The organism is Micromonospora echinospora, assembly GCF_014203425.1.
In the GTDB taxonomy this organism is placed as follows: Bacteria; Actinomycetota; Actinomycetes; order Mycobacteriales; family Micromonosporaceae; genus Micromonospora; species Micromonospora echinospora_A.
Genome location: NZ_JACHJC010000001.1, coordinates 3,782,429 through 3,797,750, shown reverse-complemented (window position 1 = coordinate 3,797,750; position 15,322 = coordinate 3,782,429). Strand labels below are relative to the sequence as shown.

Annotated in this window: 5 protein-coding genes; all 5 read right to left on the bottom strand. The window is 74.2% G+C overall.

Translation table 11 applies throughout. The features are described 5' to 3' along the window. Positions 1-84: 84 nt before the first annotated feature. Genes FHU28_RS17545 through FHU28_RS17525 form a run of 5 tightly spaced genes read right to left on the bottom strand, consistent with a single transcriptional unit; the run spans position 85 to position 15,313 of the window. Positions 85-5,571 (bottom strand): non-ribosomal peptide synthetase/MFS transporter, encoded by a 5,487-nt coding sequence (locus FHU28_RS17545; RefSeq protein ID WP_184685562.1) that lies wholly within the window; start codon positions 5,569-5,571, stop codon positions 85-87. Further along, on the bottom strand, positions 5,571-8,690 hold the full coding sequence (locus tag FHU28_RS17540) for a non-ribosomal peptide synthetase (protein WP_184685561.1): 3,120 nt from the start codon (positions 8,688-8,690) through the stop codon (positions 5,571-5,573). Before FHU28_RS17540 ends, FHU28_RS17545 begins: the two co-directional genes overlap by 1 nt. After that, entirely contained in the window at positions 8,687-8,875 is a 189-nt protein-coding gene (locus tag FHU28_RS17535; RefSeq protein ID WP_184685559.1) for an MbtH family protein, read from the bottom strand. The genes FHU28_RS17540 and FHU28_RS17535 overlap by 4 nt, the downstream gene beginning before the upstream one ends. Position 8,876: 1 nt before the next feature. After that, positions 8,877-9,830: a TauD/TfdA family dioxygenase gene (locus FHU28_RS17530; RefSeq protein WP_184685558.1), complete on the bottom strand. Its 954-nt coding sequence runs from the start codon at positions 9,828-9,830 to the stop codon at positions 8,877-8,879. Positions 9,831-9,862: 32 nt separating this feature from the next. Beyond that, complete coding sequence (locus FHU28_RS17525) at positions 9,863-15,313, bottom strand: type I polyketide synthase (protein WP_184685557.1); 5,451 nt, start codon at positions 15,311-15,313, stop codon at positions 9,863-9,865. Positions 15,314-15,322: the final 9 nt, after the last annotated feature.

Here is a 15,322-nt window from a genome sequence, read left to right as displayed (position 1 = left end):
CGGCACCCACCCTCCGCCCCGTGACCAAGGAGTTCGTGCCGGCCGGGAGGCCCGGAACCGACACGAACTCCTTGATCGACACGGTCAGACCGAGGCGAGTTCCTTCTCCTCGGCCTTGGCGGCCAGGCGCTTCTCGCGCTCCTGGGCGCCGATCAGGTCGTCCGGCAGGGAGTCCTCCACCTCGATGTCGAAGCGGCGCAGCAGGCGGATCGCGAACCCGCCGAGCGTGACCAGGACCAGCGCCGCGCCGAAACAGATGTACGCGAAGCCGATACCCCGGCCCGGTCCGGTGCCGATCACCGCGCCCACCGTGCCCGCGAGCGACCCGCCCGGTGCGAGCATCGGCTCGAACAACGCGGTTGCGCCCGGCGCGAGCAGCGCGAACCCGATCGGCAGAGTGGACCAGGAGATGGTCTGGTTGAGGCTGAACACCCGGCCGTGGAAGCGCTGCGGCACCTTCACCTGCACGATCGTCGCGTAGATCGACTGCGCGGTGGTCATCGACATGGCCAGCCAGCAGAAGCCGACGCAGATCATCGCCACCGACGCGTCCAGGCCGATCAGGATGCAGCCGATGGCGGTGCCCAGGTTGCCGATCAGCACGCCGATCATCCGGCGCTTGCGCGGACCGCCCCACAGCGACATCAGCACGCCACCGAGCACCGCGCCGACCGCCTCGGCCAGCGCGACCTGGGCGACCTGGGTGGGGCTGCCGAACGACAGCACGAGCGGGGTGATGAGCACCAGCGCCGGCGCCAGGAAGATGTTGCCCAGCGCGAAGTAGCCGAGCATCAGCCGGAACCCGCGGTGCCGCCAGGAGTAGCGCATCCCGTTGGCGATGGCCACGAGCAGCCGTTCCCGGGGCCGCCAGCCGAGCATGTCCGGGAAGCGGACCACGGCGAGGGTGAGCACCGCGAGCACGTAGCTGGCCACGTCGACGAGCAGGATGCCCTTGAGGTCGATGGTGGCGAGCAGGCCGGCCGCGAACGCCGGCATGAGCAGCGTGGCCACACCGGTGGACAGCTGGGTGATGCCCATGGCGTGCCCGAGGTAGCGCTTGGGCACCAGTTGCGGCACCGCCGACTGGAACGCGATCCGCTGGAACGACCCGGCCACCGAACTCAGCGCCACCAGCATGTAGATGTGCCAGAGCACCAGGTTGTCGGTCCACAGCAGGGCGGCCAGCACCAGCTGGACGGATCCGGCGAAGCAGCTGGCCGTCATCATGATCCGCCGCCGGCTGACCCGGTCGACCAGCGCGCCGGCCACCGGCAGCATGAGCACGCCGCAGATCAGCGCGAGCGCCCAGAGCAGGCCGAGGTTCGCCACCGAGCCGGTGCGGTTGAACAGCCAGATCGGCAGCGCGAACGCGGTGAGCGCCGATCCGGTGCTGGAGACGAGCTGCCCGACCGTGATGGCCAGGAAGCGGCCCATGCTCGGCTTGACCGCGGTGCTGACCTTGCGGGTCACGCCCACGCGCAGCGTGTCCGCCACCGCCCAGCCGGCGTCCTCACCCCGGGCCTCCGGCGTCAGCGCGCTGACGTCGCCGGCCGTCACGGCGGGATGTGTCTGGCTGACGATCTCGGCCAGTTCCTCGGCGCGGTACTTGAGGAAGAAGTGGCCGGCCTGGTCGAGCACGACCAGCCCGAGCGTGTCGCTGAGGAACTGCCACTCGGTGTACCGCTCGCGGTAGTAGTCGGTGACCGGGTCCTCCGAGCCGACCACCGAGACGATCGGCGCGCGCAGCTTCGTCGCCTGCTGGTCCAGCAGCCGGGTGAAGTACTCCTCCGAGGCGCGGGAGTCGGCCCGCATGTTGCTGATGATCCGGTCGGCCTGCTCCGGGTCCAGCTCGTCGGTGTCCACGCCCATCGACTTGAGCCAGCTCGCGTAGTGCTTGTTGCTGCGCAGCTGCTCCAGCTTGTTGCGGGCGGCCGAGAAGACGCCCTTGGGGCGGGCGAACGGGAACATCGCGCCGATGTAGACGGCCTCCAGGTCCCGGCCGGCCGCCTCGACCTTGCGGGCCACCTCGGCGACGATCGCGCTGCCCACGCCGCAGTGGCCGTACAGGGCGATCGGCCCCTCGACCCGTTCCAGGATCTCGTCGGCGACCCGGCTGGTCAGCTCCTCGAACGGCAGCGCGTCCTCGGTGAGGCCGACGTCGTGGCCGGGGATGGCCAGCGACCACAGCGCGTGCCCGGCCGGCAGCGCGTCGGCCAGCGGCTGGTAGACGATGGCGCTGCCGCCGCCGTACGGCACACAGACGTACGTCAGCACCCGCTTCGCCGCCGGGATCGGCTTGGTCAGCTCGTAGAGCAGCCGGCGCGGCCCCTCCTGGGCGGCGTCGCCGGAGATGAACGCGGCCAGGTCGCGGATGGCGCGCTGCTGGAACAGGTCCATCACGCCGACCGCCCGGCCGCCCAGCTCCGCCTTGCGGATCTTCGCGACCACCTGGGTGGCGAGCATCGAGTGCCCGCCCAGGTCGAAGAAGTCGTCGTCGATGCCGAGCGTGTCCACGCCGAGCACCTCGGACCAGATCGCGGCGAGCGCCCGCTCGGTGTCGTCGCGCGGCTCGACAAGCGCCACCGACGCCTCGCGGGTGACCACCGGCGCCGGTAGCGCCTTGCGGTCCAGCTTGCCGTTGGGGGTCAGCGGCAGCGCGTCGAGCGTGACGAACGCGGCCGGCACCATGTACTCGGGCAGCGTGTCCTTCAGCGCCGCCTTCAACGCGGTGTGCTCCGCCGCCCCCACCAGGTACGCGGTGAGCCGCTTGTCGCCGGGGCTGTCCTCGCGGACGATCACCGTGGCCTCGGTGACGCCCGGCTGCTCGCGCAGCGCGCTCTCGATCTCGCCCAGCTCGATGCGCAGGCCGCGCAGCTTGACCTGGTGGTCGATGCGGCCCAGGAACTCGATCACCCCGGCGCCGTCCGGGCCGATCACCCAGCGGGCCAGGTCGCCGGTGCGGTAGAGGCGGGCGCCCGGCGCGCCGGAGAACGGGTCGGGGACGAACTTCTCCGCCGTCAGCGCCGGCCGGCGGTGGTAGCCGCGGGCCAGCCCGACACCGCCGATGTGCAGCTCGCCGGCCACGCCGACCGGGCACTGCGCGCCGGACGGGTCGAGCACGTGCAGCCGCAGGTTGGCGATCGGCGCGCCGATCGGCACGCTCGTCACCTCCGCGAGCCGGTCCGGCTCGCACGCCCAGGCGGTCACGTCGATGGCCGCCTCGGTCGGGCCGTACAGGTTGTGCAGGCCGCACCAGGGCAGCCGGGCGGTGAAGTCGACCGCCGAGGCCAACGGCAGCTCCTCGCCGGAGCAGATCACCCGGCGCAGGGCGGTGGCCGCCTCGACGCCGTCCTCGGCGAGGAAGACGGTGAGCATCGAGGGTACGAAGTGGGCGGTGGTGATCCGCTCGGACACCAGCAGGTCACGCAGGTAGCCGGCGTCCTTGTGGCCGCCGGGCCTGGCCAGCACCAGGCGGGCGCCGGCGCGCAGCGGCCAGAAGAACTCCCACACCGACACGTCGAAGCTGGCAGGCGTCTTCTGCAGCACCGCGTCGTCGGCGCCGAGCCGGTACGTCTTCTGCATCCAGTCGAGCCGGTTGACGATGCCCCGGTGGGTGTTGGGCACGCCCTTCGGGCGGCCGGTGGAACCGGAGGTGTAGATGACGTACGCCAGGTGCTCCGGCCCGGCGGTGGGCACCGGGTCGGTCTCGGGCTGGCCGGCCCAGACCGCGGCGTCGTCCAGTTCGAGCACCGTGGCGCCGGTGTCCGGCAGGACGTCGCGCAGGTGCGACTGGACCAGCACCACCGGCGCGTCCGCGTCGCCGACCATGAACGCGAGCCGGTCGGCCGGGTACTCCGGGTCCAGCGGCAGGTACGCGCCGCCGGCCTTGAGCACGCCGAGCAGCCCGGCGACGAGTTCCACCGAGCGTTCCGCGCAGACCCCGACGAGGGTCTCCGGGCCGACGCCGGCCGCGCGCAGCCGGTGCGCGACGCGGTTGGCCTGCGCGTTGAGCTGCGCGTACGTGCGGCTGTGCCCGTCGATGGTGACCGCCACCGCCTCCGGGGCGGTGGCGGCGCGCTCCTCGATCGGGCCGTGCAGCGTCTGCGCGCGCGGGAAGTCGGCGGTCGTGTCGTTCCACGCGGCCAGCAGTTCCCGCTCGGCGGCGGGCAGCAGCGGCAGCCGCGACACCGGGGTGTCCGGCGCGGCGACGAGCGCGTCCAGCAGCGCGGTCCACCGCTGGGCCATCCGTTCCACGGTGGCCCGGTCGAACAGGTCGGTGTTGAAGACCAGCTTGCCCCAGAGCCCGTCGACGGTCTCGACCGCGTGCAGCTCGAAGTCGAAGCGGGTGGCCCGCAACTCCATCGGCGTCCAGGTGAAGGTGACCTCGTCGGTGCGGGACACGCCGGTGAACCGGCCCATCTCGTAGTTCTGCAGCACGAACATGGCCTGGAACACCGGGGAGCGGCTGACGTCGCGCGGCAGGCCCAGCTCGTGCACGACCTTGGCGAACGGCACCTCGGCGTGCTCGAACCCGTCCAGCACGGTGCGGCGGGTGCGCTCCAGCAGTTCGGTGAACGTCGGGTCGCCGTCCAGGTCGGCGCGCAGCGGCAGCATGTTGATGAACATGCCGACGAGGTTCTCCAGCTCCGGCGCGGACCGGCCGGCCACCGAGGCGCCGATCGCGAAGTCGTCCTGGCCGGAGTGCCGGGCCAGCAGCACCTGGTACGCGGCGAGCAACGTCATGAACAGCGTGCCGCCGCTGTCGCGGGTGAGCGCGTTGAGCGCCTCGGTGGCGGCCGGGTCGAGCTGGAACTCGACGAAGTCACCCCGGTAGGTCTGGGTGGCCGGGCGCGGCCGGTCCAGCGGCAGTTCCAGCGGGGTGATGCCGGCCAGCCGTTGCTTCCAGTAGTCGACGTGCGCCCGCGCCTGCGGGCCGTCCAGCTCCCGCGTCTCCCAGACGGCGAAGTCGCCGTACTGGATCGGCAGGGCGGGCGGCTCGCCGCCCCGGTAGAGCGTGATCAGGTCACGCAGCAGCACGTCCACCGACCAGCCGTCGCCGACGATGTGGTGCTGGGCGAGGAACAGCACGTGCTCCTCGGCGGCGAGCCGGATCAGCAGCGCCCGCAGCAGCGGCCCGTCGGCGAGGTCGAACGGCTCGGCCGCCGCCTCCTCGACCAGCGCCTGCGCGGCGGCCTCGTCGGGCGCGTCCACCACCGTCAATGGCACGTCCGCGGTGTCCGCGATCACGACAGTGGGACGGCCGTCGGCGTCGGCCGGGAAGCGGGTGCGCTGCGACTCGTGCCGCTCGGCGAGCCCGGTCAGGGCGGCGCGCAGCGCGTCCACGTCGAGCGGCCCGCGCACCCGCAACGGCACCGCGATGTGGTACGCCGCCTCGCCCGGAGCGAGCTGGTCCATGAACCAGACCCGCTCCTGGGCGTAGGACAGCGGCACCTCGGCGCCGGCCGGGCGAGGGGTGATCCGGGCCGCGGGGGCGGTCTGGCGGGCGCGTAGCCGTCGGGCGATCAGCGCCTGCCGGGCCGCCTCGCGGGCCGGATCCTTCAGGTCGGTCATCAGTTGGTTCCCTCTTCCGCCGCGAGCAGCGCGGCGACCTCGGTGTCGGAGAGGCCGTCGAGCTCGGCGGCGATCCGCTCTTCGATCTGGGCGGCCAGGTCCGCCACCACGGGGCTGCTGAACAGCGCCCGCATGGGCAGCTCGACGTCCACCTCGGCGCGGATGCGGGCCATCGCCCGCATGCCGCGCAGCGAGTTGCCGCCGAGGGCGAAGAAGTCGTCGTGCGCGCCGACCTTCTCCACCTGGAGGATCTCGGCGTACACCTCGGCGACCAGGGCCTCGGCCTCGGTGCGGGGCGCGACGTAGCTGTCCTGGGCCGGCTCGGCCGCCGCCGGGGCGGGCAACGCGGCGCGGTCCAGCTTGCCGTTCGGGGTCAGCGGCAGCGTGTCCAGCCGGACCAGGGCGGCCGGCACCAGGTGCGCGGGCAGCTCGCGGGCCAGTTCGGCGCGGACCGAGTCCTCGTGGGCCGGGCCCACCAGGTAGCCGACGAGCATCGGCTCGCCGCCGTCGGCGCGTACCGCTGCGGCGGCGGCGCGCACGTCCGGGTGGGCCAGCAGCGCCGCCTCGACCTCGCCCAGCTCGATGCGCATGCCGCGCACCTTGACCTGGTCGTCGCGGCGGCCCAGGTAGTCCAGCGTGCCGTCGGCGCGCCAGCGGGCCAGGTCGCCGGTGGCGTACATCCGGGCGCCGGGCGGACCGTACGGGCAGGGCAGGAACCGCTCGGCGGTCAGCCCGGGCCGGTCGTGGTAGCCACGGGCGAGCTGCGTGCCGGTGAGGTACAGCTCCCCCACCACGCCCGGGGGCACCGGGCGCAGGGCGGCGTCGAACAGCAGCGCCCGGGTGTTCCAGGTGGGCGTGCCGATCGGCACCGGACCGCCCGGGAGCGGCTCACCGGGGGCGATGCGGGCCGCGACGCAGCCCACTGTGGCCTCGGTCGGGCCGTACTCGTTGATCACCGCGACGTCGGGGTGCGCGGCCCGCCACGCGGCGAGCTGCTCCCCGGTCAGCGCCTCGCCGCCGATGACCAGGTCGGTCGTCGGTGACAGCTCGGCGTCGAGCAGCGGCAGGTGGCTCGGCGTGACCTTGAGGAAGGCCGGCCGGCCGCCGGCGCGGGCGGCCGGGTCGTCGATCGCGGCCAGCCGCACCGTGCCGCCGGCGGTGAGCGTGCCGAGCAGGCCGGTGACGGTGAGGTCGAACGAGACCGGCGAGTGCAGCAGCGCCACCCCGGAAAGCCCCGGGTAGGTGGCCCGGGCCCAGGCCAGGTACGCGGTCACCGCCCGGTGCTCGACCACCACGCCCTTCGGGCGGCCGGTGGAGCCGGAGGTGTAGAGCACGTACGCCGGGTGCTCGGGGCGCAGCGGGGCGACCCGGTCGGTGTCGGTGAGGTCCTCGCCGGGCTGGTCAGAGCCCACCTCGCCGTCGAGCACCAGCGCGTCGCCGGGCACCAGGGCGGCGGTGTCCGGGTCGGCCACCACCAGCGCGGGCGCGGCGTCCTCGAGCAGGTACGCGATCCGCCCGGCCGGGTACGTGGTGTCCACCGGCACGTACGCGGCGCCGGCCTTCAGCACCGCGAGCATCGCGACGACAAGGTCGCAGGAGCGGGGCAGGGCCAGCGCGACCCGGGTCTCCGGGCCGGCCCCGCGCGCCACCAGCAGCCGGGCCAGCCGGTTCGCGGCGCTGTTCAGCTCGGCGTAGCGCAGCGTCACGCCGTCGCTGACCAGCGCCGCCGCGTCCGGGGTGGCGGCGGCCTGCCGCTGCACCTCGTCGACCACTGTGGTCACCGGCACGTCGCGGGCGGTGTCGTTCCAGGCGCCGAGCACCAGGTCACGCTCGTCGTCGGTGAGCAGCGGCAGCGCGGCCACGGTCCGCTCCGGCTCGGCGACGGCGGCGGCGAGCAGCCGCACGTAGCGGCGTACCACCGACTCGGCGGTCCCCCGGTCGAACAGCTCGGTCCGGTAGACCAGGCGGCAGTCGCCGGTGGTGATGTCGAAGGCCAGGTCGTCCTTCGTGGTGCCCAGCTCCACCGGGTCGAGGCCGGAGTCCGGGATCCAGTTCAGGGCGGTCTGGAAGATCGGCTGCACCGACGGGTTCCGCTGCGGGTCGACCGCCTCGACGATCTTCTGGAACGGCGCCTGCCCGTGCTCCATGGCGTCGATGAGGCCGTTGCGGATCCGGCCGAGCAGCGCCGCGAACGTCGGGTCGCCGGAGACGTCGCAGCGCAGCGCCACCGGGTTGACGAACATGCCGATCAGCGGCGTCAGCTCCGGGTTGTCCCGGCCGGCGGTGGAGACGCCGACCACCACGTCGGCGTCGCCGGAGATCCGCGACAGCAGCGCCGCGAAACCGGCCAGCAGCACCATGTACGGGGTGGCCTGCGCGCCGGTGGCCAGCGCGCCGACGCGGTCCAGCAGCCCGTCGGGCAGCGTGAAGCGCACCTCGTCACCGGCGAAGCCGAGCTGGACCGGACGGGGCCGGTCCAGCGGCAGACCGGTGACCGGCGGCGCGCCGGCCAGGTGGCCGGTCCAGAACGCGAGCTGCCGGTCCAGTTCCGCACCGGTGAGCTGCTGGCGCTGCCAGACCGCGAAGTCGGCGTACTGGATGGGCAGCTCGGGCACGGCGGGCTCGGCGCCGGTGCGCGCGGCCGCGCAGAACGCGACAAGCTCGGCGTGGAACAGCACCGCCGAGTGGCTGTCGAAGACGGCGTGGTGCGCCACGAACGCCAGCGCCAGCCCTTCGTCCATGCGGATCAGCCGGGCCCGCCACAGCGGCGCCGCGTCCAGCGGGATCGGCATCCGCGCCATCTCGCCGCGGATCCGCTCGAACTCGCCTCGCTGCTCACCGGCGGGCAGGTGGGTGACGTCGGTGACCGGCAGCGGCGCCGGCTCGTGGGCGCGCACGACCTGAACCAGCGCGCCGTCGTCGGCCCGCAGGTGGGTACGCAGCGTCTCGTGCCGGGCGATCACCCGGTTGACCACGTCGCTGGCCGTGTCGGCGTCCACGCCGGCCGGGAACATCCACGGGAAGGAGACGTTGAACACCGGCGACCCGGCGTCGAGCTGGTTGGCCATCCACACCCGCTCCTGGGCGTAGGAGGCCGGGAAGGTCCACTCCTGCGTCATGAGAGGGCCTCGCGCACCGAGCGGGGACGCATGTCGGTCCAGACCTCGTCCACGTGGGTCAGGCACTCCTCGCGGCTGCCGACGAAGCCGGTGCCGTGCCAGCCGGCGGGCAGCTCGCGGTCGGCCGACCAGATCGAGTACTGCTCCTCGTCGTTGCGGACGACAAGGAATCGGGATTCGGCCATGTCAGTTCGCTCCTGCGGTGTCGGGGGTGTGCGGCTCGGCCATCGCCACGGCGATCTTGCGGGGGCCGGTGAACGGCTCCCGGCCGTGCGCGGCGGTCATGTTGTCCACCACCAGCACGTCGTCGCGCTGGTAGTCGAAGCGGACCGTGGCCGCCCGGTAGGCGGCGCGCAGGTGGTCCATGACGTCGGCGGGGATCTCGCCGCCGTCGCCGTAATAGGTGTTCGACGGCAGCCCGTCGGCGCCGAACATGGCCAGCAGGCCCTCCTGGTAGTCGGCCGGCAACGTGCTCAGGTGGAAGAAGGTGGCGTGGTTGAACCAGCGCGGGGTGTCCGATCCCGGCCGGTGGTGCACCACGTCCCGGACCGCGCGGGTACGCAGGCCGTCCTTGCCGACCCACTCCACTGTGATCCCGTTCGCCGCCGCGTACGCCTCGACCTCGGCGCGGTTCTCGGTGTTGAACACCTCCTGCCAGCGGGTGCCGAAGTCGCCGTGGAAGTTGCGCACCAGCATCCACCGGCGGCGGACGAACTCCTCGCGTACCGCCGGGTCGATCAGCTCGTACACCCGGCGTACGTCGGCCAGCGGCGTGGCGCCCCGGGTGTCCGGCGGCGTGACGCAGTAGAAGAACAGTGTCAGCGGCCAGCGCGCCTGGTACGAGTTCTCGTTGTGCAGGAAGATCTCCTCGTCCGGCGGGTAGTCGGTCGAGGTGTAGACCCGGCCCTTGATGGAGTGCCGGGGCGAGGAGCGCTCGGTGTAGGTCAGCGGCTCGCCGGCCAGGGCCCGTACGGCCTGGTCGAAGCCGTCCACGCCGCCCACGTCGAAGCCGCGGAACAGCAGCCCTCCACTGGCGACGAGGGTGTCCCGCAGCTCGGCGCGCCGGGCGGTGATCAGGTCGGTCAGCGCCCGGCCGTCGCTCTCGACGACCACCGGCAGCGTCGCGGTTGTCTCGCTCATGGTGCGGTGTCTCCTTGTTTGCGTCGGGGGTGTCAGCCGCGGGGCAGCCGCGGGATGGCCGGGATCGCCGCCGGGGCGGCCGGTTGGTCGGCGGGCGCCTCGGCGCGCAGCTCCTCGATCCGGGCGGCCAGGCCGGCCACCGTGGGGGTCTCGAAGAGGCTGCGCATCGGCAGCCGCACCCCTGTCGCCTTGCGCATGGCGGCGATCAGCTGCACGGCGACCAGCGAGTTGCCGCCGAGGGCGAAGAAGTCGTCGTCCACGCCGACGTCGGTGACGCCGAGGCCGTCACGCCACACCTGGGCGATGGTCCTCTCCAGCTCGGTGCTCGGGGCGGCCGAGCCGCCGCCGGTGGCGTCCGGCGTGCCGGACGGCGCGCCGGAATCCTCGGCGATGCTGTCGGTGGTGACCCGGGCGGCCCGGCGCCGGATGTCGGCAACGGTGCGGGTGGCGATCACCACCTGGGCGCCGAGTCCGGCGGCGAGGCTGCGCCGGAACGCCTCCGCGCCGTCGACCGGGCGGATGTCCTCGGTCACCGGCACCGGGGCGTCGGCGTCCGCCGCCGAGGACTCGGCCAGGTTGCCGGTGAACGCGCCCTGGTCGACCCGGCGCAGCACGAAGTCGCTGATCGCGACCAGCTCCCGCCCGGCCGGGTCGCGCAGCGACAGGTCGGCGGCGACCACCTCGTCGGTGGCGGCGGGCCGGTGCCGCAGGTGACTGTGGAACGTCGCCGGCAGAGCGCCGCGCACCACGATCCGGCCGTACGACAGCGGCAGGTAGGTGCCGGAGCCCTGGCCGCGGCCGAACGCGGTGGCCACGTCCAGCAGCGCCGGGTGCAGCCCCCACGAGGGCAGATCGCCCAGCGCGGCGGCGGGCGCCTGCACGCGGGCCAGCTCCTCGCCGTCGGCGAGGTGGTGCTCGGCCAGCGCCGCCCAGCGCGGGCCGAACGTCAGCATGCTGGTGCGTCCCCGGCCGAACGAGGCGTCGTCGTCGACCCGCCGCCCGGCGAGGGCGGGCACCGCGGCCGGCGGGGCCGCCTCGGTGGTCCACCCGGCGGTGCCGCGCACGTGGGTACGCGCCTGGCCGGCGGCGAGGCTGGCGACAGTGAAGTCGGTGCCGTCCTCGGCTGGGGTCAGCTCGACCCGGTACTGGGCCACAGTGCCGTCCGGCACCGAGAACGGCTCCAGGAAGACCACGTCGCGCAGTTCGACAGCGGCGTCCGGGCCCGGCGCGGGCAGCGCGGCGGCCACCGCGGCGCGCACCGACTCCAGGTGGGCGGTGCCCGGCACCACCGGCACCCCGCCGATCCGGTGCTCGTCGAGCAGCCAGTGGGTGTCGGCGGCGACCAGGCCGTGCAGCACCGTGCCGTCCGGCCCGGCGACCATCGTGGTCAGCACCGGGTGCGTGACCGCTGTGGTCACGGTGTCCCGCCCGGCGGCCCGGAACGCGGCCGGCGCGGCGGTCTCCACCGCCATGCCGACCTCGGCCCAGCCGCCCCAGTTCTGCGACACCACGGGGGCACGGAACCCGGCCCCGGAACGCGCGAAGGCGTCCAGGAAGTTGTTCGCGGCGCAGTAGTCGACCTGGCCGAAACCGCCGATCACCGCGGTGATCGAGGAGCAGAGGACGACGAAGTCGAGCGGCAGGTCGCCGAAGACCTGGGCCAGCGCGAGCGTGCCGGCCAGCTTCGGGGCCAGCACGCGCTGCGCCTCGTCGCGCTCCTTGACCTCGGCCATGCCGCCGCCGGGCAGGCCGGCGGCGTGCACGATGCCGTCGAGCCCGCCGAACCGCCGCTCGGCCTCGTCGCGGACCCGGCGCAGGTCGTCCGGGTCGGTGACGTCGGCGGCCAGCACCAGCACGTCGGCGCCGGCCGCCTCCATCCGGCGGATCGCCGCGATGGCGCGCCCGGCCCGGTCGGCGCCGCCGTGCACCGCCAGGTGCGCGTCCCAGTCGTCCCGCTCCGGCAGCCCGGAGCGGGCCAGCAGCACCAGCTTGGCGCGGGCCCGGCGGGCGAAGTCCTCGGCCAGGGTGACGCCGATCCCGCCGAGACCGCCGGTGATCATGTAGCGGCCCTCCTCGCGCAGCACGCCCGGCTCGGCCTCGGCGGCCACGCTCACCTGCTCGTACCCGCCGAGCCAGCGGCGGTCGCCGCGCAGCGCCACCTCCGGGTGCTCGGCGTGGACCGGGCTGCGCAGCTCGGCCACCAGGGCGGCCACGCCGCGTGCGGCCGGATCGGTGTCGAGCAGCCGCACGGTCAGGCCGGGCAGCTCGGCCGGGAGGACCCGGGCCAGTCCGGCGAGCGTGGCGTGCTCGGGGCGGACCAGGTCGTCACCGCGTACGTCGCCGATGCCGGCGGTGACCAGGTCCAGGCGTACGCCCGCCTCGTCGGCCGGCACACCGGCGCCGGCGAGGGCCTGCACCAGGTGCAGCGCGCCGAAGAAGCCGCGCTCCTGCGCCGCCCAGGCGGCCGCCGGGTCGATGCCGGCCGGCTCGCCGTCGAGGGCGAACGCGTGCACGATCCGCCGGGGCAGGTCGGCGCCGAGCGCGGCGACCAGCGCCTCGGCGTCGGCGCGTACGCCCGGGCGAAGCCGGAATCCGGTGGGGCCGGCGGAGAACGCCTCACCGACGCGTACCTCGACCGGGTCGTCGCCGGCGGCGCGCAACGCGGCCACGAGCGCCTCGCCGCGCGGGCCGTCGGCCAGCACCAGGCAACGGCCCAGCGGCTCCACGGCGCGGGCCGGGGCGGCCTGGCGCCACACCGGCACCGCGAACCACTCCGGCAACGGCCGGGGTCCGGTCTCGGCGGGCGCCGCGACAACCTCCTGCTCCAGGTCCGGGTCGATCCAGTAGCGGCGCCGCTCGAACGGGTACGTGGGCAGCGGCACCCGCCGCGCGCCCGGGTCGGCCGGCAGTCGCACCGGCACGCCCGCGCACCACAGCGCGCCGGCCGTGCCGAGCAGCGCGGCCAGGTCGCCGGTCTGCTCGCCCGGACCGGGCAGGCTGCCAAGCGGGGTGAGCGCACGCTGCGCCTCGGCGGCCTTGGCGACCTGCATCCGGGCCAGGTTGGCCAGTTGCCGGCCGGGGCCGCACTCGACGAGCGCCCAGGTGCCCTCGGCGAGCACTGTGGCCACGCACGCGCCGAAGCGGACCGGGCGACGCAGGTGCGCGGCCCAGTACGCCGGGTCGGTGGCCTGCGCCTCGGTGATCCAGGTGCCTGTCACGTTCGACACGAACGGCACCGCGGGCGGCCGCAGCGGCACGGTGGCCATCAGCGCGGTGAACTCGTCCAGGATCGGGTCCATCATCGGCGAGTGGAACGCGTGCGAGGTGCGCAGCAGCTTCGACTTGTTCTTGCCGCCCAGACTCGCGGCGAACTCCTCCACCAGGGCGGTCTCACCGGCCACCACGCAGGTGCCGGGGCCGTTGACTGTCGCCACGGACAGGCCCGCAGGCAGCCGGTCGGCCACCGCCGACTCGTCGAGCGTGACCGCCAGCATCGAACCGGCGGGCAGGGAGTGCATCAGCCGGCCCCGGGCGGCCACCACCCGCAGCGCGTCCGCGAGGTCGAGCACCCCGGCGAGCGTGGCGGCCACGTACTCGCCGATGGAATGGCCGATCATCGCGGCCGGGACGACCCCGGCGGCCCGCCAGGCGACGGCGAGGGCGTACTCGACTGTGAACAGCGCGGGCTGCGTCCAGCGGGTCTCGGTGAGCTTGTCCGCCGCGTCCGGGTCGCGGCCGAGGATCAGATCCCGGATGTCCAGGCCCAGCTCGGGCCGGAGCAGGTCGGCACACTCGTCCACGGCGGCGGCAAACGCCGGGTCCTGGGCGTACAGTTCGGCGCCCATCCCCGCGTACTGCGAGCCCTGGCCGCTGAACAGGAACGCCACCCGGGGCGCGGGTCCGTCGGCGACGCCCCGGTGGCCCTTGCGCCGCTCGCGCAGCGCGGCGGCGGCGCTGCCCGGGTCGCCGGCCACGACGGCGGCGCGGTGGGCATACGTCTGGCGGCCGACGCGCAGCGTGTGCGCCACGTCGGCGAGCGCCACGTCGCTGCCGCCCTCCAGGTGCTCGGCGAGCCGCCGCACGGCGACGTCCAGCGCGGCCGGGGTCTTCGCCGACACCTGGAGCAGGTGCGCCGGGCGGGCCGACGGCTCGTCCCGCTCCGCGGCGGGCGCCTCCTGGAGCACCACGTGCGCGTTGGTGCCGCCGATGCCGAAGGAGCTGACCCCGGCCCGGCGCGGCCCGCCGTCGGTGTCCCACTTGGTCAGCGTGTTCGCCACGTAGAACGGGGTCTCGGCGAAGTCGATGGCCGGGTTCGGCGTCTCGTAGTTGATGGTCGGCGGGATCAGCCCGCGCTCCATCGCCAGCACCGTCTTGATCACGCTGACGATGCCGGAGGGCTGGCTGAGGTGGCCGATGTTCGACTTCACCGACCCGATGCCGCACCAGCCGCGCTCGTCGGTGTCCCTGGTGTAGACGGCGGACAGCGCGGCGATCTCGATCGGGTCGCCGAGCGCGGTGCCGGTGCCGTGCGCCTCGACGTAGCTGATGCTGCGCGGGTCGACGCCGGCGAGCGCGACGGCCTGGGCGATGGCCTCCGTCTGCCCGTCGATGCTGGGGGCGGTGAAGCCGACCTTCCCGGCGCCGTCGTTGTTGATGGCGTTGCCGAGCACGACCGCGCGGATGTGGTCGCCGTCGGCGATCGCGTCGGTGAGCCGCTTGAGCAGCGTCACCCCGACGCCGCTGCCCCACACCGTGCCGTTCGCGGCGGCGTCGAACGGCCGGCACCGCCCGTCCGGCGAGGTGAAGCCGTCCATGCCGAGGTAGCCGACGTGCGGCAGCTCGATGTTGACGCCGCCGGCCAGGGCCATGTCGCACTCGCCGTTGCGCAGCGCCTCGCAGGCCAGGTGGAACGCGACCAGCGAGGTGGAGCAGGCGGTGTGCACTGTCATGCTCGGGCCGCGCAGGTCCAGCCGGTACGACACGTTCGTGGCCACGTAGTTCGGCGAGTTTCCGGTGGCCAGCGAGACCGCGCCGTGCGGGTTCCCGCCGACCCGCTTGTTGCGGTACACGTTGCGGTGCAGGTAGGTGTTGCCGCCGGTGCCGGCGTACACGCCGACCGCGCCGTCGTAGCGGCCCGGGTCGTAGCCGGCGTCCTGCAACGCGGTGTAGCAGGTCTCCAGGAACAGCCGGTGCTGCGGGTCGGTGATCTCGGCCTCGCGGGCGGTCATCCCGAACAGGCCGGCGTCGAACTCGTCGTAGCCGTCCACCAGCGGCGCGCGGTTGACCCAGCCCGGGTCGTCGACCTCCTCCGGCCGGGCGCCGCGGGCGAGCTGCTCCTCGCGGGTCAGCTCGGTCGTCGACTCCACGCCGTCGACCAGGTTGCGCCAGAACTCGTCGACGTCGGCCGCGCCGGGCAGGCGGGCGGCGAGCCCGACGATGGCGATGGGCTCGACGCCGTCGTCGGCGGGAATGTCGTTCTGCATGGGGGTTCC

What these genes read in the sequence shown, in the direction of transcription:
- FHU28_RS17525 (WP_184685557.1), bottom strand. Translation starts at nt 15,313, where the DNA reads ATGCAGAACGACATTCCCGCCGACGACGGCGTCGAGCCCATCGCCATC.
- FHU28_RS17545 (WP_184685562.1), bottom strand. Translation starts at nt 5,571, where the DNA reads ATGACCGACCTGAAGGATCCGGCCCGCGAGGCGGCCCGGCAGGCGCTG.
- FHU28_RS17535 (WP_184685559.1), bottom strand. Translation starts at nt 8,875, where the DNA reads ATGGCCGAATCCCGATTCCTTGTCGTCCGCAACGACGAGGAGCAGTAC.
- FHU28_RS17530 (WP_184685558.1), bottom strand. Translation starts at nt 9,830, where the DNA reads ATGAGCGAGACAACCGCGACGCTGCCGGTGGTCGTCGAGAGCGACGGC.
- FHU28_RS17540 (WP_184685561.1), bottom strand. Translation starts at nt 8,690, where the DNA reads ATGACGCAGGAGTGGACCTTCCCGGCCTCCTACGCCCAGGAGCGGGTG.